This window comes from Franconibacter pulveris, from assembly GCF_056780215.1.
Window position 1 is genome coordinate 962,818 of sequence record NZ_CM165555.1, and the last position, 16,251, is coordinate 979,068.

General features: G+C 60.2%; 16 protein-coding genes. 6 read left to right on the forward strand and 10 right to left on the reverse strand.

The window, feature by feature from the left end; genetic code table 11:
- Positions 1-38 precede the first annotated feature (38 nt).
- From ACU4F7_RS04605 to pepT, 3 genes are all read right to left on the reverse strand, one after another.
- Complete coding sequence (locus ACU4F7_RS04605) at positions 39-266, reverse strand: hypothetical protein (RefSeq protein WP_029590860.1); 228 nt, start codon at positions 264-266, stop codon at positions 39-41.
- A gap of 46 nt (positions 267-312) precedes the next feature.
- Positions 313-759 carry a hypothetical protein gene (locus ACU4F7_RS04610; protein WP_029590861.1) on the reverse strand — a complete coding sequence of 149 codons (447 nt, stop codon included), beginning with the start codon at positions 757-759 and terminating at the stop codon, positions 313-315.
- A gap of 129 nt (positions 760-888) precedes the next feature.
- Positions 889-2,118, reverse strand: a complete 1,230-nt coding sequence (pepT, locus tag ACU4F7_RS04615; RefSeq protein WP_029590862.1) for a peptidase T — start codon at positions 2,116-2,118, stop codon at positions 889-891.
- A 117-nt stretch (positions 2,119-2,235) separates the two neighbouring features.
- Here pepT and ACU4F7_RS04620 point away from each other — a divergent pair, with 117 nt between their 5' ends.
- Complete coding sequence (locus ACU4F7_RS04620) at positions 2,236-3,831, forward strand: ABC transporter substrate-binding protein (RefSeq protein ID WP_481638124.1); 1,596 nt, start codon at positions 2,236-2,238, stop codon at positions 3,829-3,831.
- 53 nt (positions 3,832-3,884) lie between these two features.
- Here ACU4F7_RS04620 and ACU4F7_RS04625 read toward each other — a convergent pair whose 3' ends face one another.
- Both ACU4F7_RS04625 and ACU4F7_RS04630 read right to left on the reverse strand, forming a co-directional pair.
- Positions 3,885-4,271, reverse strand: a complete 387-nt coding sequence (locus ACU4F7_RS04625) for an acyl-CoA thioesterase (protein ID WP_029590864.1) — start codon at positions 4,269-4,271, stop codon at positions 3,885-3,887.
- 90 nt (positions 4,272-4,361) lie between these two features.
- Positions 4,362-5,858: a UbiD family decarboxylase gene (locus ACU4F7_RS04630; RefSeq protein ID WP_481638125.1), complete on the reverse strand. Its 1,497-nt coding sequence runs from the start codon at positions 5,856-5,858 to the stop codon at positions 4,362-4,364.
- 115 nt (positions 5,859-5,973) lie between these two features.
- On the opposite strand from ACU4F7_RS04630, the gene ACU4F7_RS04635 reads away from it, so the two are divergent.
- Complete coding sequence (locus ACU4F7_RS04635; protein WP_029590866.1) at positions 5,974-6,870, forward strand: LysR substrate-binding domain-containing protein; 897 nt, start codon at positions 5,974-5,976, stop codon at positions 6,868-6,870.
- A 200-nt stretch (positions 6,871-7,070) separates the two neighbouring features.
- Complete coding sequence (locus ACU4F7_RS04640) at positions 7,071-7,589, forward strand: hypothetical protein (RefSeq protein WP_481638126.1); 519 nt, start codon at positions 7,071-7,073, stop codon at positions 7,587-7,589.
- A gap of 31 nt (positions 7,590-7,620) precedes the next feature.
- Here ACU4F7_RS04640 and ACU4F7_RS04645 read toward each other — a convergent pair whose 3' ends face one another.
- Complete coding sequence (locus ACU4F7_RS04645) at positions 7,621-8,349, reverse strand: metallophosphoesterase (RefSeq protein ID WP_481638127.1); 729 nt, start codon at positions 8,347-8,349, stop codon at positions 7,621-7,623.
- A gap of 141 nt (positions 8,350-8,490) precedes the next feature.
- Between ACU4F7_RS04645 and ACU4F7_RS04650 the strand changes: the two genes are divergently transcribed.
- Complete coding sequence (locus ACU4F7_RS04650) at positions 8,491-10,074, forward strand: methyl-accepting chemotaxis protein (protein WP_481638128.1); 1,584 nt, start codon at positions 8,491-8,493, stop codon at positions 10,072-10,074.
- A gap of 53 nt (positions 10,075-10,127) precedes the next feature.
- On the opposite strand, the gene ACU4F7_RS04655 is transcribed toward ACU4F7_RS04650, so the two are convergent.
- The 3 genes from ACU4F7_RS04655 to ACU4F7_RS04665 all read right to left on the reverse strand — a co-directional run bounded on the left by ACU4F7_RS04655 (position 10,128) and on the right by ACU4F7_RS04665 (position 12,697).
- Positions 10,128-10,865, reverse strand: a complete 738-nt coding sequence (locus ACU4F7_RS04655; protein WP_029590870.1) for an SDR family oxidoreductase — start codon at positions 10,863-10,865, stop codon at positions 10,128-10,130.
- A 75-nt stretch (positions 10,866-10,940) separates the two neighbouring features.
- The gene (locus ACU4F7_RS04660; RefSeq protein ID WP_481638129.1) at positions 10,941-11,318 is read right to left on the reverse strand and encodes a DUF4440 domain-containing protein; all 378 of its coding nucleotides are present in this window, start codon (positions 11,316-11,318) and stop codon (positions 10,941-10,943) included.
- Positions 11,315-12,697, reverse strand: a complete 1,383-nt coding sequence (locus tag ACU4F7_RS04665) for an MFS transporter (RefSeq protein WP_481638130.1) — start codon at positions 12,695-12,697, stop codon at positions 11,315-11,317. The genes ACU4F7_RS04660 and ACU4F7_RS04665 overlap by 4 nt, the downstream gene beginning before the upstream one ends.
- Positions 12,698-12,803: 106 nt before the next feature.
- Here ACU4F7_RS04665 and ACU4F7_RS04670 point away from each other — a divergent pair, with 106 nt between their 5' ends.
- Positions 12,804-13,691 (forward strand): LysR family transcriptional regulator, encoded by an 888-nt coding sequence (locus tag ACU4F7_RS04670; RefSeq protein WP_481638131.1) that lies wholly within the window; start codon positions 12,804-12,806, stop codon positions 13,689-13,691.
- Here the strand turns inward: ACU4F7_RS04670 and ACU4F7_RS04675 are convergent.
- Positions 13,660-14,910, reverse strand: a complete 1,251-nt coding sequence (locus tag ACU4F7_RS04675) for an MDR family MFS transporter (RefSeq protein WP_481638132.1) — start codon at positions 14,908-14,910, stop codon at positions 13,660-13,662. The two genes, ACU4F7_RS04670 and ACU4F7_RS04675, sit on opposite strands and share 32 nt — an antisense overlap.
- A gap of 328 nt (positions 14,911-15,238) precedes the next feature.
- On the opposite strand from ACU4F7_RS04675, the gene eitA reads away from it, so the two are divergent.
- Positions 15,239-16,246, forward strand: coding sequence for a siderophore ABC transporter substrate-binding protein EitA (eitA, locus tag ACU4F7_RS04680; RefSeq protein ID WP_481638694.1), 1,008 nt, complete (start codon positions 15,239-15,241; stop codon positions 16,244-16,246).
- Positions 16,247-16,251: the final 5 nt, after the last annotated feature.

Consider the following 16,251-nt stretch of genomic DNA (forward strand, 5'->3'; position numbering starts at 1 on the left):
AAAAGAGCAGGGCCGGGGATTTCCGGCCTTTTTATCTCTCAGCCATATCCGGTCTGCTTAAACCCAACCCCCAAACGCGCTCCACAGGGTCTGGCGCCAATCAGCAGTACGCCGAAGACGATGGCGCGGGAAAGCTGTCGGGTTTCCGGCATGATGGTGGAAGGTTTGCCGTCGCTGCCTTGCGGATACTTCCCCGCTTCTGGTGGATACGCTTCAAACGCCCGATAACAGCCTTTATGAAAAACGGCAGGCAGCGTAAGAAGCACGCCGGGTAAAACGCTGAGCGTTCCGAAACGCGCCAGCAGGGCAGGGCTACTCGCACCCCTGAGCCGAGTCGATGTCGCACGTCAGCTTCTCTGATAACTCATTCAGGCGATCCACGGCCGCAGACGTGCACTCGTAAGTATAATCTTTGCTGTTTTTCAGGTTAATGACCGTCACGCCGCGGCGCTCTTGATTACCTTCTTCATTGCTGAACACCAGATACCGGTATCCGTCATTGCTGAAGGAGACATTCAGGTAATCCGTCTGGTAGCGGGCGTAGTGATTATACGTAAAGCCGGCAAAATCTTGTCCCTTCGAGGCAAAACTGAACGCCTCTTTGCCGTTTTTGGTCATCGTGTAGTGAAGCACGCCGTTCGCTTCTTTCAACGCGACCGTGCCTTTCCCGGTTTCGCATGAGAAATAGGTAATGTCTGCGTACGCAGGTAAAGACAAACCAATTAGCCCCGCCATAATCAGGCCGTTATAACCTTTCATTTAACCCTGTCCTTTTTTTACTTTCAGCGAAACAGCGTCGCGTTGATAACCTGCGACATAAATACCCTGGCGAAGCGGAGGTAGCCAGCTACCAGAAATAAAAAAGGCCGGTCTCCCGGCCCCTTAACGTTATTTCGCCGCCAGCAAACAGAGCTTCAGCGCCACGTGATAAGACGCCTCAAATGAGGTAATCGGCAGGAACTCAAAGCGCGAGTGGAAGTTGTGCGCGCCGGTAAAGAAGTTCGGCGTTAATAACCCTTTGGCGGAAAGCGCCGCGCCGTCGGTGCCGCCGCGCATCGGAATGGTTTTCGGCGTAATGCCCAGCTCATCCAGCGCCTCATAAATCAACTCAATCGGCCGGCGGTCTTCGCCAATCGCGTTGCTGATATTGCTGTACACGTCGCTGATGCTCACTTCCACCTTCGCGGTCGGGTGTTCGGCGGCAATCTTCTGCGCCACGTCGTTGAGCTGCTGCTTGCGGCGCTCAAAGGAGGCGAGGTCGAAATCGCGAATGCTGGCGTTCAGCAGCGCGCTGTTCTGGCTCGCCTGCATACCGTTAAACCAGATATAACCCTCGCGCCCGGCGGTGTGCTCCGGCGTCTGCTGGCGGTCGAAATGGTTGATGAAGTCCGTCGCCATCAGCAGCGGGTTCACCAGCACGCCTTTAGAGGCCATCGGGTGCGCCGTCACGCCGGTAAAGCGAATTTCCGCCTGCGCGGCGTTGAAGTTCTCATACACCACTTCGCCCAGCTCGCAGCAGTCGATGGTATAGGCGAAGTCCACGTCGAAGCGCTTAAGGTCCAGCGCCTTCGCGCCGCGCAGGCCGACTTCTTCATCCGGCACAAACGCCACCACGATATCGCCGTGCCGCATCTCTGGTGTCAGGTTCTCCAGCAGCGTCATCACCACCGTCACCGCGGCTTTGTTATCGGCGCCCAGCACGCTGGTGCCGTCGCTGAAAATAATCTCTTCGTTCGGGTAAGCCTTGATCTCCGGGCGCTCGTTTACCCGCAGCCAAATCCCTTCTTTCTCGTTCAGACAGAGATCTTCACCGGTAAAGGTGAGGATCTGCGGATGAATCTCCGGCGAGAGGCCAACGTCCACGGTGTCGATATGGGTGATAAACCCGATGCGCGGCGCGCCCGCCACGTTGCCTTTTTTCACGGCGGTGACGGTGGCGTGTTCGTCTATCTCTATCTGCTCCAGGCCCAGCATTCTCAGCTCTTCCGCCAGTGCGCGCGCCATCTCATGCTGGCCTGGCGTGGTGGGGAGGGTAGTGGCGGATGCATTACTCTGGCTGGTGATAGCCAGGTAGCGAAAGAAGCGTTGGGTTAATTGACTACCGAGCGCAGATGGCATGGTGGATCCTTCTCTATTGGTGTTATCAGGTGTTTGCGTTGTGTTTTTAATGTTATTGATGAGTGACGAAGAATCAGAATCCTTTGGCACGTAGTAAAAAAACATAAAGGAATTACGATGATTAGCAAGCACACGATTCATGCTCTGACGCTCGCCATTCTGACAGCCAGCTCGGCGGCTGGCGCTAAAACTCTGGTTTATTGCTCTGAAGGTTCACCGGAAAACTTCAACCCGCAACTCTACACCTCCGGCACCAGCGTGGACGCCAGCGCTGTGCCGGTCTACAACCGGCTGGTGGATTTTAAAACCGGCACCACGGAGCTGGTGCCAAGCCTCGCCGAAAGCTGGGAGGTGAGCGAAGATGGCAAGGTTTACACCTTCCATTTGCGCAAGGGCGTGAAGTTTCAGAGCAATAAATACTTTAAGCCGACGCGGGATTTTAACGCCGACGACGTTATCTTCTCGTTTATGCGCCAGAAAGACCCAAAGCACCCGTATCACAACGTCTCTAACGGCAACTACTCCAACTTTGAAAGCCTGGAGTTCGGCAAGCTCATCACCGCGATAGATAAAGTAGACGACCACACCGTGCGCTTTACCCTGGCCCACCCGGAAGCGCCGTTCGTGCCCGATCTCGCCTGGTATTTTGCCTCTATCTTGTCGGCGGAATACGCCGATGCGATGCTGAAAGCGGGCACGCCGGAGCGGGTGGATATGGACCCGATCGGCACCGGGCCGTTTACGCTCACCCAGTATCAGAAAGACTCGCGCATTCTCTTTACCGCGTTTGATGACTACTGGCAGGGCAAGGCGAAGCTCGACCGGCTGGTCTTCAGCATCACGCCCGACGCCTCGGTGCGCTATGCCAAACTTGAGAAAAACGAATGCCAGGTGATGGCCTTCCCCAACCCGGCGGACCTGCCGCGCATGAAGGCGAACCCGGATATCAACCTGATGAGCAAATCGGGGCTGAACACCGGCTTCCTGGCGCTCAACACCCAGAAGCCGCCGCTGGATAACGTGAAAGTGCGCCAGGCGCTGGCGATGGCCATCAACAAGCCGGCCATTATCGATGCGGTTTTCCAGGGCACCGGCACCGCGGCGAAAAACCTGCTGCCGCCGGGCGTCTGGAGCGCCGATGAGAGCTTACAAGATTATGCGTACTCGCCAGAGAAGGCGAAGGCGCTGCTGAAAGAGGCGGGGTTGCCGGACGGCTTCACCATCGATCTCTGGGCGATGCCGGTGCAGCGCCCCTATAACCCGAACGCCCGCCGCATGTCGGAAATCATCCAGGCCGACTGGGCGAAAATCGGCGTGAAGGCGAAAATCGTCAGCTACGAGTGGGGCGAATATCTCAAGCGCGTGAAGGGCGGCGAACACCAGGCGGCGCTGATGGGCTGGACCACCGCGACGGGCGACCCGGATAACTTCTTCGGCCCGCTCTTTACCTGCCAGTCCGCCAACGGCGGCTCGAACTCGGCGAAGTGGTGCTACGCCCCGTTCGATAAGCTCATCGGCGAGGCCAAAGCCATCACCGACCAGCCGCAGCGCGCGGCGCTCTACGTGCAGGCCCAGCAGATGATGCACGAGCAAATGCCGGCGGTGATGATAGCCCACTCGACCATCTTCGAGCCGGTGCGCAAGGAGGTGACGGGCTATGAGATCGACCCGTTCGGCAAGCACATTTTTTATCAGGTGGATATTAAAAAGTAAGCGTGGCGAAACGGCGGGGTGAGGGACCCCGCCGGGTCAGAAAAGGCGCGGTTTTAGTCGGCCAGATAGTCCGCAATGGCGGCCGGTACGCAGGGGCGGCCGTTCTCAAGGCAGGTGGCGACAAACGTCGCTTCCGCGTAGACCTTGCCGTCCACCAGAATCTGCTGCTCGAAGTTCACCCGGTTGCGCTTCTCGTTTTTCACAAGCTGGCAGGTCACTTCCATCTCGTCGCCCTTTTGCAGGCTCTTGCGAAAGCGCAGCGTATACTCCAGCACCATGTACAGGCGGCCTGACGTGAACTCTTTTTCAATATCGATGCCCAGCCCTTCCCGCATGTAGGCGTGGCGCGCCCACTCCATGTAGAACGGGTAATAAAGGCCGTCTACCACGCCCTGAAAATCGATATGCTTTTCATCAACCGAATAGTGTTTAGCGAACATCTACTTATCCTTTTTCAGCATTAAGTCATGCGCCCATCAGATCATAATTCAGCGGATGAATAAAGCGGGAGCGGCGGCGTGCCCGTGGGGTTACTGCGTTTTCGCCCGTTTTGCCAAATAGTCCGGCGCGAACGGGCGGGGGTCGACATCCGCAAACGGCGCGCGCTCAAAGCGCGACTTCAGCGCCCAGGGCACGGTGCAATCAAAGATAGTCTTGCAGGTAATGCCCTGGCCGCGAATGGAAGGGCTGTAGTCCGGCATCTGCGAAGGGTCGAGCTGGTGGCCGCGAACGCCAGGGATTGTCGTTATGCTCACATCGCCCTGCATGCGGGTGGTCATGGCCCAGAGAATGTCGTCGCTGTCGAAAATATCGACATCCTCATCCACCAGAATGATGTTTTTCAGCTCCGGATAGGTGGCGAGCGCTATCAGCGCGGCCTGCCCCTGGCGGCCCTCATCCGAAGGCTGGCGTTTTTTTACCTGCAACACGCCAAGAAACTTCCCGCCGCCCGCGGTATGGGCATAGACGTTTTGCAGGAACCCCGGAATCGCCGCCTCCACCGCGTTCCAGATACTCGCCTCGGTCGGCAGGCCCGCAAGCGTAGTGTGCTCTTCGCCGGGGCCGACCAGCGTTTGCAGGATAGCCTGCCGGCGCATCGTGACCGCTTTTACCTTGATGACCGGCAGCGACGGGTTGGCCTCGCCGCAGTAGCCCGGGAACTCTGGCATCGCGTGGCCCGTGTTGGTGTGCTGATCTTCCCTTACGCGTACGCCCGGCAGCAGCTCGCCTTCAATCACAATCTCCGCGCGAGCAATCGCTTTTTGCGCCACGCAAACGCCCTGCGCCAGCTGCACCGGCTGCGATCTCAGCGCGCCAGCCACGCCCAGCTCGTTATAGCCAAACGGCGTGGTGGGCGCTTCAAAGCAGGCGCCGATATAAATCGCCGGGTCTAGCCCCATGTTGACGGTCACCGGCAGCGGTTTGCCCGCCGCTTCGGCTTTTTTGCGGAACACTTCGATGTGGCGGCCCGAGGCGAGGAACATCGACAGTTCGTCGCGCGCCTGCACGCAAAGGCGGTGAATAGTCACATCGGTTAACGACGCGTCTTCCGGGTCGCTGGCTAATACCAGGCCGAGGCAGAAAAAAGGACCCGCGTCTATCGGCGTGTTGGTCGGCGCCGGGAGCAGTTTGCGCAGGTCAAAGTTCGGGTCGTCGGCGCGGTAAACCACCTCCTGGCAAGGGGCCTGAGAAGCAGGCACCACCACTGGCGCAATCGGGTTTTTAACCGCCTGGCCGACATGCAGCGCCAGCGCGGAGGCCTCGCACCCCAGCAGCAGCGCGGCGCGCTCGCGGCTTGCGTGCATCCCCACCAGAATGCGCGAGCCCGGGTAGCCTTTTACGTTGTTAAACATCATCGCCGGGCCGATACGGGTAGGGCGTTTCACCGTGCCGCCAGCGCCGATATGACGATAAACGCCAGCCAGCTCCGCGTTGGGGTCGACAGGATGGTTCGTCTCAAGGTACTGGTCTTCATGCTGTTGCAGCAGTGCAATAGCGCTGCGTAAGTCGCAGATTTTATTACTCATATTTACCTCACTGAATCACTGTATCCAGTATCCTCCCGGCAGAACTGCGCATCAATTGCATCAGCAAGTCGATATTGATAAGGTTTTTGTTATCAAAAAGGAGCGGGTAAAGAAGATGCAGTTACGCCAGTTGCGCAATTTTGTGGTTGTGGCAGAAGAGTTGCACATGCACCGGGCCGCAGAGCGGCTGAACATGGCCCAGCCTGCGCTGAGCCAGCAGATAAAAAGCCTGGAGGAGAGGCTGGGCGTGACGCTGTTTTCCCGCGCTAACCGCAGGCTGACGCTCACCGCGGCGGGCGAGGTCTTCCTGCAAAAAACGCGTATGGCGCTGCACATGGCCGACCAGGCGGTGCTGGAGGCGCGGCGCACGGCGAGAGGCGAGCAGGGCGTGCTGAACCTTGGATATGTTTCCAGCGCGATGTTTAACGACCGGCTGCCCGCCATGCTGCGCCAGCTCCGCACCCGCTGGCCGGACATTCAGGTTTCGCTGACCACCGGCGATGTGCAGACGCTCTACGACGCCGTACTCAGTTACCGCATTGATGTGGCTATCCTTCGCGCGCCGCTGGCGACGCTGCCGGATGCGCTGGCGGTCAGGCCGCTGTTTCGTGAAAAGATGCGGCTGGCGCTTTACGATCAGCATCCGCTGGCGAACGCCGCTTCGCTTAACCTTGCTTCACTGAAAAATGAACCCTGGATTTCCCTGCGCGATCCGAGCGGCGTCGGCCTTGAGCAATATTTTCAGGACGCCTGCAAACAGGCGGGTTTCGCGCCGCAGGTGGCGCAGTACGCCAGCGACGTCTCAACGCTGATAAGCCTGGTGGCGGCGGGGTTAGGCGTGGCGCTGGTGCCCGCTTCCGTCGACGCGATGCGCCTTGAAAATGTGGTCTACCTTGATGTGCTGGACCGCCTTGAAGAGAGCGAGCTATGCATGGTTTATCACCCGCTTATCCGCTCAGAAGCGGTCAAAAAATCCATCGCCCTGTTACGCAATGCCGGCATGAATAATTAACGTGTCCGCCTCTGCCTTTCCTCACTTCATTTTTCATCAAGGCGTAGTGGTGACCTGCGCTTAGCTATTTCAGACCGTTGCGTAAGCAGAAATCGCGCTGTTTTTTACACGCGGAAAAGCGAATGCATGGGCCTACCTTTTTAAGTAGGGAGAGAAGGACAATAACGGAGCGGCGATTTACTTACGGATTTGAATAAGGGATGCTGCCGGTAGATAAGAATCTTCTTAAGCTTGCTGATAAGGACTGCACATTGAAACGCGTTATTCTTGTGGCCACAGCTATAACTATGCTTGTTGGCTGCGCGACGTCGAAGCCCGTTATCCCCTATCAAAACTACCAGCAATTTGCACTTTATGATGTTGCCGCGAACAAGTGTGTTGAGCAGGGCTTTATGGATATTCAGACGGCGGCAGCCGCAAAAAATATTACTGCCAGTGATATGAATCAGTGGACCTACGATCCGGTGGTCTATCAGGCCGTCTACGCGGGCGTACAGACAAAACTGACAGCCAGGCCGCCAACAAAAAGTGACTGTGAAAGCTATGCCATTGCCATTGCTCAGCGTCAGCAGCAGGCGCAACAGGCTTATCAGCAGCAGCAACTCGCCTTGCAACAGCAACAACTGCTGAATCAGTCCATGCAAAACCTGCAAAATTCGCTGCCTAAAACGACTTACTGCAACCAGGTGGGCTGGCAAACCGTTTGTAATACTTACTGAAGGTGAAAAACCGGATAAGCGTCTGGCCTTCTTAAACGCTCACCTGGCTTGCCACAACATCACCGCCTCGCAAGTTATAAATCATTAGCCCCGCCGGGTCGGTTACCGGCGGTATCCGGCTTTCGTCCAGCCATAACGGATTCGCAGGGCAGATTGAACCGCAAATATAGGCAGGCACGCCGCTTATCGTCGTCGACATGCAGCGATGCACGTGGCCGCTGCATACCGCGAGCGGCGCAACGGGGTTGCCCGCTATCACCTGCCAGAACGCCGTGTCGCCGCCGCACATCACCTCGTCAATCGGCGCGATGCCGCAGCGAAAAAGGTGATGGTGCGTGAAGATAAGCGCGGGCTGCGTAAAGCCCGCCAGTATTTCCGTCAGCCACGTCAGATGCGGGGCGATATCACCCCGGGTTTCACCGGGCAGGGTGGTATCGATGCCGATCACGGGAACGCCGTTAATCACATCGCTAAAGTGCAGCGCGCCGCAGAGCGGCCAGCGCATCGTTTCCTGCCACACATGGCGCATGGCCTCCCGACTGTCTGAGTTGCCCGGCAGCACCAGAAGGCGGCACTGCGCGCGCAACAGCTCGGCTTCGACGATCGCGTATCCCTCATACCAGCCGTCATCCACCAGGTCGCCCGTCACCACCAGCAGATCGGGCGCGAGCGACTCCAGCCAGCGTATAACCCGGCGCAGACGCCCCAGATTGCCGTTATCGGGCGTGGCGTGAATATCGGTAATGTGCGCAATGCGCATCGCTTCCTCCTGTAACGGCCGGTTGATTTCAGCTTATCAGCACCGTTCAGCACGTGCTTGCTTAAGTGGTTGTACCAGTTAAAGCAATTAATTAACAAGACGATAACTATATGAATAATAAAATTTTACATAAGGCTAAAAATGAAGCTCCGTACCCACATTCTCTGGCTCTGTCTGGTGGCGCTGATTGGCGTCACGACGCTCGCCGCCGTCTCCCTTTCCACCCTCAAACACACCATGCTGCAGGAGCGCACCGGGCAGGTCACCACGCTGGTGACGCTGGCGAAGTCCTCGCTCGACAAACTCTATGAACAAGAACAGGCGGGCAAGCTCACCCGCGAACAGGCGCAGGCGGAAGCCCGCCGCATTCTCGGCAGCCTGCGGCACGACCAGCTTTACTTCTGGGCAAGGGGGTATGCCAACGACGTCAACTACGTCCACCCGGATGCGAAGCGTATCGGCACCGTGGACGCCAAAGGCGGCAAAGAGGCGGGCGTACGCTATCGCGCGGCGCTGGAAGGGCGGGAAACCGCCACGCTGACCGCATGGGGCACCAAACCAGGCGCAACGGAGAAAGTACAAAAGCTCTACGGCGTTGTCTGGTTTAAACCCTGGGACTGGATTGTGGGAACCGGCGATTACATTGACGATATCGACACGGCCTTCTGGCAGAGCGCGAAAGCGTTGCTCGCGATTGGCGGCGTGCTGATGCTGGTGATCGGCCTGCTGGGCTGGACCCTGGCCCGCAACCTGTACCGCAAGCTTGGCGGCGAGCCGGATTACGCGGCGCTGATCGCCAAAAAAGTGGCCAGCGGCGATCTCACCTCTTCGGTGGCGCTAAAGCCGCACGACAGCAGCAGCCTGCTGTTCAGCCTGAATGAAATGCAGTCGCAGCTTGCAGGCATTGTGAGCGGCATAAAAGCGTCGGCCAGCGCCGTTTCCAGCGCCTCTGGCGAAATTGTGATGGGCAATGCCGACCTCGCTTCGCGCACCGAAGAGCAGGCCGCCGCCATTGAGCAAACCGCCTCTACCATGACCCAACTGACGGAGACGGTTCGCCAGAATGTGGAAAGCGCGCACCAGGCCAATATTCTCGCGAAAGACGCTGACAACATTGCTGGCGGCAGCAACGCTGCCGTGCAGCAAATGGTCAGCACGATCAACGACATTCGCGGCGGTTCAACCAAAATTTCCGAGATAACCAATATTATTGAAGGCATCGCTTTCCAGACCAACATCCTCGCCCTGAACGCCGCGGTGGAAGCGGCGCGCGCGGGTGAGCAGGGGCGCGGCTTTGCCGTGGTGGCCGGGGAAGTGCGCACGCTGGCGCAGCGCTCCGCCACGGCGGCGAAAGAGATTAAGGATCTTATCGCCACCTCGGTTTCATTAATCGAAAACGGCTCCGCGCAGGCGACGCAAGTAAGCGAGACCATCGGTGACGTGAAAGGGGCGATTAAGCGGGTCGCTGATATCGTCAGCGAAATCGCGCTCGCCTCCAGAGAGCAGGGCGAGGGCATCCAGCAGGTGAGCCAGGCGGTGAACCAGATTGACGCCATGACGCAGCACAACTCGGCGCTGGTTGAGGAATCCGCCGCCGCCGGGCAGTCTTTACAAGACCAGGCGACGCAGCTGAACACCTCCGTTTCCACTTTCCAGCTGCCAACTAACGGCAATGAAAAACCGCAGCAACCGATGGCGGCGGCGCTGACGCCCGTCGCGGCATAAAAGCGCCAACCGCGTGACGCAAAAAGCCGGGTAAGCCCGGCTTTTTGTCACGTTCACTCCATCGCCGTCGGGCGCAGCAGGATCTCGTTAATATCTACCGACTCCGGCTGGCTGATGGCGAAGGCGATGGTTTCGGCGAGCGTGTCGGCGGAAATGGCCATCTCGTGCACCTTGCGCACCTGCTCGGCCACCGCTTCATCCGTGACGCTGCCGGGCAGGTCCGTATCTACGGGGCCGGGGGAGATAATCGTGCTGCGGATATTCCACGGCGTCATCTCCATGCGCAGTCCTTCTGCAATTGCCCGCACGCCAAACTTAGTGGCGGAATAGACCGCGCTGGTCGGGCGCACCCGGTGGCCGGAAAGCGAGGAAATCGTAATAACGTGCCCGCTTTTTTGCGCCTTCATTGCTGGCAGGACCGCCGCGATGCCGTAAAGCGTGCCCTTCAGGTTGATGTCGATGGTGCGCTCCCAGTCTTCCACCCGCAGCTGGTCGAGGCGCGAGTTCGGCATAATTCCGGCGTTGTTGATAAGCACATCCACCCGGCCAAACGCGTCGAGCGCCTTTTGCACCAGCGCCTGCACCTCTTCGCGCTTTGCAACATCCGTCTGCGCCACTTCCGCTTTCCCGCCCGCCTGCGTAATCGCCTGCTTCAGGGCTTCAAGCTTCTCCAGACGGCGCGCACCCAGCACCACGCTTGCCCCTTGCGCGCTCAACAGCCGCGCCGTCGCCTCGCCAATGCCGCTGCTGGCGCCGGTAATCACCACCACTTTGCCGCTGATGTTATTCATCGCTTCCTCCTTCGCTGAAAGCAAAACTGCACAGCGTTTGAGTATGGGCGTAAACCGCTTTTGCTGCCGGGGAGGTTAGCTTTCTGCCGTCTCGTGCAGGTGGCGCCACAGCGGCTGGCTCTCTTTTAAGGTGAAAATGACGGTAGAGCTGCGGGTGGTCGCGGGCTGTCCCGGCAGGCTCTGGCGTTCGCGGTAGCTCACCACAGCACCTTGCGGCCACTCGGCGAGCAGGCGCATCTCATCCACTTCAATGCGCAGGCCTGGCTTTGCGGCGCGCTGCGCCAGGAAAAACTGGCTCAGCTGGTCGTGGTTCAGCACCGCGCCGGAAAGCGTAATCATGGAATAGTCCGGGATAAAGCGGGCGATAAGGTCGTTCACGTCGCCATCGCCTTTGCCTAGCCAGGCTTCAATCGCGACATGGGCTTGCAGCACTTCGGTGAAATAAGGGTTCATGAGGTCTCCTGTTTCGGTACAAGGCGCAGCTTAACCGCGCGGTTATCAAGACGAAAGCAGAGCGGCAGCGGCAGCAGCGTCGCCAGCGCGGCGCACCAGAATGTCCAGCAGTAAGCCTGCGCCAGCGCGAAGTGCGCGCAGAGCTGGTCAAGCAGCAGCGTAAAAAGCGCCACGCCGAAGCAAAAGCTGAGCTGGCGGTTAATGTTCCACAGCGCGGCGGCGTCCGGCAGGGCGGCATTCGGCGTGTTAAGAAAGGCGCTGCTCTGGGCCGCGCTGCTGCACAAACTGCCGCCCACGCCCATCAGTGCGAAGGCGCCAGCCAGCGCGGCGTGCTGCTCGCCGCTCTCAATCTGCGTGAGCAACGCGATCCCCGCCGCCTGCAACAGGCAGCCCGCCATAATCAGCGGCCTCGGCCCCAGGGCGTTGAAGGTTTTGCCGGTCAGGCAAATCGCCAGAAACGAGCCGAGCGACCAGGGCATCATCAGCATGCCCGCGGCGCTGGGCGTCAGGCCGAGCTGGTTTTGCAGCCAGAGCATGGCGACCAGGCTGATACCGATAAACACGCCCGGCACGCCCTGGTACACCGCCATAGAAAAGCGCAGCAGCGGGTCGGCCAGCAGGTTCAGGTTGAGCACAGGGGCGGGGCGTTTACGACAGCGGCGCGCAAACAGCGCAAGCAGGGTTCCGCCTGCCAACAGCAGCAGCGCCGCAAGCCCCGTTGCGTGCGAGCCGCTAAGGCGCGTAAGGCCGAACAGCAGTAGAAACAGCGCGCCGCACCCCAGGGCTAACCCGGCGGCGTCTGGCGGGGCCGACCGGTCGGCAGGCGCTTCGCGGCGCAGCCAGCAATACGCCAGCGCAAGCGTGGCCAGCGCCAGCGGCAGGCTGGCGAAAAAGACCCCGCGCCAGCCGAGCGCCGTAATCAACAGGCCACCCGCAGCGGGCGAAAGCGCCGGCGCCAGCAGGCCCACCAGCATGACCGCCGAGGCGATTTTCGCCCGCTCATGCGGCGCATAAAGCCGCCAGGCCAGCGCCTGGCCTACCGGGATAAGCAACCCGCCGCCCGCGCCCTGCACCACGCGCCAGAACACCAGAGCGCTGAGGGAACCCGCGAAGCTGGCGGCGGCGGTGGCAAGGGTAAACAGCGCCAGCGAGAGCAGAAAAACCTGCCGCGCCCCGGCCCGCTGCGTAAGCCAGGCGCTCAGGGGAATGGCCAGCGTCAGGCCCATAATGTAGCCGTTGCTGACCCAGGCAAGTCCGGCGACGGAAGCCCGCAGACTATGCGCTATCGCCGGGTAAGCGACATTCGCGATAAACATATTAATCAGGTCGATGAAAAAGCCGAGCAGGTAAACCACGGCCACTTTGCTGCGATAAGACATAACGCCTCCTCCGGTAGATGCCTACTGTAAGCGGCGGTACAGGGCGGATAAACGGGGGACGGGCTGATACACTGTCAACCTTATTTTGACAATCGGCAGGGCAGGTATGCTGAATTTGCAGCGGGTGGCGGCCTTTGTGGCAGTGGCGGAGGCGGGCAGCTTTACGGCAGCGGCGGCCGCGCTTGGGATGACCAAAGCGGTCGTGAGTTTTAACGTCCGGCAACTGGAAAAAGAGTTAGGCGTGTCGCTTTTGCTGCGCACCACGCGGCGGCTGGCGCTGACGGAGGCGGGAGAAACCTTTTACCGGCGCGCCGCCGCGTTGTTGCAGGAGGCGCAGGCGATGCGGGAAGAGGCGCAGCGTCATCACGGCGGGCTGCACGGCGAGTTGCGCATCACCAGTACCAGCGAGTATGGCGCGCAGGTGGTCATTCCGGCGCTGGCGGCGTTTCGGCGGGCGCATCCGGCGCTGTGCATCCGCCACGTCTCGTCGTCGCAGCATGCCGATCTGATCGCCGAACGCTTTGATGTGGCGATACGGCTTGGCACGCTGGCGGACTCTACCTACCGCGCGGCGCTGCTCACCCGTTTTGAGGTGTTGCCCGTCGCCTCGCAGCAGTGGCTGAAAGAGAACCCCATTGCCTCGCCCGAAGCGCTGGCACAAGCAGAATGGATAATCCATAGCCGTCTGCCTTCGCCTCTGCGCTGGCAGCTCACCGGCCCGCAGCGGCAGACGCTGGATTTTGCCATCACCCGGCCCGCTGTGCTGTCGGCAGACAGCGCCTCGGCATTGCTGGCGTTCGCCCGGGAAGGCGGCGGCGTGGCGTTGCTGCCCGACTGGCTGGCGCGACCGTCGCTGGAAGCCGGCGATCTGTGCCATCTGCTACCGGACTACCGCTTTCCGGCGCAGGGCGTTTACGCGGTCTACCCGGACACCGGGCACGTGTCGGAAAAGGTACGCGCGTTTATCGACTTCCTGCGCGGGCGGCTTGCGTAAACGGACGACAGATAAACACCATCGCCAGCGCGCTGCACAGCGGCACGGCGGCAAGCCACAGCCAGGGCAGCGCCGCCTGCGGCGAAGGGGTCAACGCATGGTCAAGCTGGCCGCCCAGCGCAAAGTTGCCCACCAGCACGGCAAGGCCGCCCATGGAAGCCAGCGCGCCGTAATGCGCGCCAAGGTTCTGGTCGCTTGCGAAGCGGGGAATTAAGTCCATGCCCACCGGCACAATCAGCATCTGCCCGAGCGTCAGCAGCGTCACCATGCAGATGGCGGGCAGCAACCGCTGCCAGCCTGCGGGCGGCGTGGCGGCGGCGAACAGCGCCACGCTTGCAAAGGCGGCGGCCAGCAGCACAAAGCCCAGCGGCAGGATGCGCGCCGCGCCGTAGCGTCGGGCGAGGCGCGCCAGCGGCAGTTGCAGCGCGATAATCAGCAGCGAGGCGAGCACGAAAAGCGGCCCGAGGTCGGTCTCGCTGCTGCCGGAGCGGCGCAGTTCCACCGGCAGCGCCAGGTAGAGCTGGTTGTAGCTGAAAAGATAAGCGCTGTAAGCGACGATAAACGCCACGAAACGGCGGTTGCGGAAGGTCTGCCACCAGGGGGCGATGTGCAGCGCCGCCTGCTTGCGCGGCGTACGCGGCAGGGTGAAGAAAAGCGCCAGCAGCGCCATCACGAATACGCCCGCTCCCGCCAGCGCCACCCGCTGGAAGCCGAACCCCGCCAGCAGCGAACCGAGCACCGGGCCAAGCACCGCGCCAAGCTCGCCGCAGACCGCGAACAGGGCGAACCATTCGGCGCGGCTGCGCTTGCCCACCGCTTCGCTTTGCGTGCCCGCTTTCGCCAGCAGCGCTTCAATCGACGGGGAGAAGAGCGCGCCGCCGATGCCGGTTAAGCAGGCGCCCAGCACTATCGGCCAGAGCGTGGCGCCGAACGCCAGCAGCAGGTAGCCAGAAATGCGCACCAGGCAGCCGCAGAGGATAACGCCGCGCGCGCCGAAGCGGTCCGCCAGCGCGCCGCCCAGTAAAAACATCCCCTGTTGGGAGAAGGTGCGTAAGCCAATCACCAGCCCGATGGCCCAGCCGGAAAGGCGCAGATCGTCGCGCAGAAAAATCGCCAGAAAAGGCACCACGGCGTAAAAGCCGATGTTAAAAACCAGCTGACTGCCTAACAACAAGGGCGGCCAGAGGCGTGAAGGGGGGCGATAAAAAAAGGCAGGCATGCTCCATCCATCTGCGTTGTCCATTAGCGGCGCAAAAGCGTAACAGGAATCGGCGCGTTGCGCCGCATTGGGTTAGCGCAATCGTTATGCTGAAAATAATTGGAAATGAAACTATTTAGTCGCCCTTAAGCGGCGCGGCGCCTTGATTGACAGGGCCCGGAGGCCCCGGTATAACCGCTCATTCGCTACGAATGAGTTTCATTTACATCCTCGCAGTGAGCGGCCCTGGCTGCAAAAAAGCGCCGCTACGAGCGCGAAGGCCAGGCGGTCAAGGCTTGCTCCGGCACGGGCGCAGGCGTAAGAGATAGATAAAAAAGAAAGGTTAATGATGAGAAGGGTAAAAACGCTGTTGCTGGCGGCAGGGCTTCTGATGGCGGGCAGCGGCGCTGCGCTTGCGACAGTCTATCCGCTGACGCTTGAGAACTGCGGCGAGAAAGTCACCTTTACACAGCCCCCGGCGCGCATGGTCGCCCTCGGGCAGAACACCGCCGAGATAATGCTGCTGCTGGGGCTTGAGGACAAAATGGTCGCCAGCGCCTTCTGGCCGACGAAAGTGCTGCCAGCGCTTGCGAAGCAGAACGAAAAGGTTAAGGTGCTGACGGTGGAGATCCCGACGCTTGAATCCATTCTCGCGCAGTCGCCCGATTTTGTCGCCGCGCAGCTCCCGCTGCTGCTGGGGCCGGACAGCAAAGTGGCGAAGCGCGAAGATTTCGCGGCGGTGGGAATAAACAGCTACCTCTCGCCCGGCGTCTGCGTCACGAAAAAGAACACCGGCGATATCTACGGCAGCCGCAGCAAGCTGTGGAATATGGCCTTGCTCTACCAGGAGATAGAAGAGCTGGCGACCATTTTCAACGTCGAAGCGCGGGGCAAGGCGCTGATAGCCGATTTCAAAGCCCGTGAAAGTAAGCTTCGCGAGAAATTCGGCCACGCCGGCAAAGAGACCACTTACCTGTTCTGGTTCTCCAGCGCTTCGCCCTCCTCAGGCGCCTACGTGGGTGGTAAAAACAGCGCCTCGGGCTTTATCGCGAGCCTGCTTGGCGGCAAGAACGCCATACAGTCAGACAGCGAATGGCCGACGGTAAGCTGGGAGAGCATTATCGCCGCCAATCCGGATGTGATTGTGGTCTCGAACCTCGACCGTAACCGCTGGGCGCTTGATAACGCGCAGGAGAAAATTACGTTCCTGAAGAGCGACCCGGCGGTCAGCCAGCTTGAGGCGGTGAAAAAAGGGCGCATCGTGGTGATGGACGGCCAGGCGATGAACCCCACCATCCGCACCCTGTACGGCGCGGAGCAGGTGGGCGGGCAGCTTGAGAAACTGGGGCTGAAATAATGACG

What these genes read in the sequence shown, in the direction of transcription:
- ACU4F7_RS04610 (WP_029590861.1), bottom strand. Translation starts at nt 759, where the DNA reads ATGAAAGGTTATAACGGCCTGATTATGGCGGGGCTAATTGGTTTGTCT.
- pepT (WP_029590862.1), bottom strand. Translation starts at nt 2,118, where the DNA reads ATGCCATCTGCGCTCGGTAGTCAATTAACCCAACGCTTCTTTCGCTAC.
- ACU4F7_RS04620 (WP_481638124.1), top strand. Translation starts at nt 2,236, where the DNA reads ATGATTAGCAAGCACACGATTCATGCTCTGACGCTCGCCATTCTGACA.
- ACU4F7_RS04625 (WP_029590864.1), bottom strand. Translation starts at nt 4,271, where the DNA reads ATGTTCGCTAAACACTATTCGGTTGATGAAAAGCATATCGATTTTCAG.
- ACU4F7_RS04630 (WP_481638125.1), bottom strand. Translation starts at nt 5,858, where the DNA reads ATGAGTAATAAAATCTGCGACTTACGCAGCGCTATTGCACTGCTGCAA.
- ACU4F7_RS04635 (WP_029590866.1), top strand. Translation starts at nt 5,974, where the DNA reads ATGCAGTTACGCCAGTTGCGCAATTTTGTGGTTGTGGCAGAAGAGTTG.
- ACU4F7_RS04640 (WP_481638126.1), top strand. Translation starts at nt 7,071, where the DNA reads ATGCTGCCGGTAGATAAGAATCTTCTTAAGCTTGCTGATAAGGACTGC.
- ACU4F7_RS04645 (WP_481638127.1), bottom strand. Translation starts at nt 8,349, where the DNA reads ATGCGCATTGCGCACATTACCGATATTCACGCCACGCCCGATAACGGC.
- ACU4F7_RS04650 (WP_481638128.1), top strand. Translation starts at nt 8,491, where the DNA reads ATGAAGCTCCGTACCCACATTCTCTGGCTCTGTCTGGTGGCGCTGATT.
- ACU4F7_RS04655 (WP_029590870.1), bottom strand. Translation starts at nt 10,865, where the DNA reads ATGAATAACATCAGCGGCAAAGTGGTGGTGATTACCGGCGCCAGCAGC.
- ACU4F7_RS04660 (WP_481638129.1), bottom strand. Translation starts at nt 11,318, where the DNA reads ATGAACCCTTATTTCACCGAAGTGCTGCAAGCCCATGTCGCGATTGAA.
- ACU4F7_RS04665 (WP_481638130.1), bottom strand. Translation starts at nt 12,697, where the DNA reads ATGTCTTATCGCAGCAAAGTGGCCGTGGTTTACCTGCTCGGCTTTTTC.
- ACU4F7_RS04670 (WP_481638131.1), top strand. Translation starts at nt 12,804, where the DNA reads ATGCTGAATTTGCAGCGGGTGGCGGCCTTTGTGGCAGTGGCGGAGGCG.
- ACU4F7_RS04675 (WP_481638132.1), bottom strand. Translation starts at nt 14,910, where the DNA reads ATGCCTGCCTTTTTTTATCGCCCCCCTTCACGCCTCTGGCCGCCCTTG.
- eitA (WP_481638694.1), top strand. Translation starts at nt 15,239, where the DNA reads ATGAGAAGGGTAAAAACGCTGTTGCTGGCGGCAGGGCTTCTGATGGCG.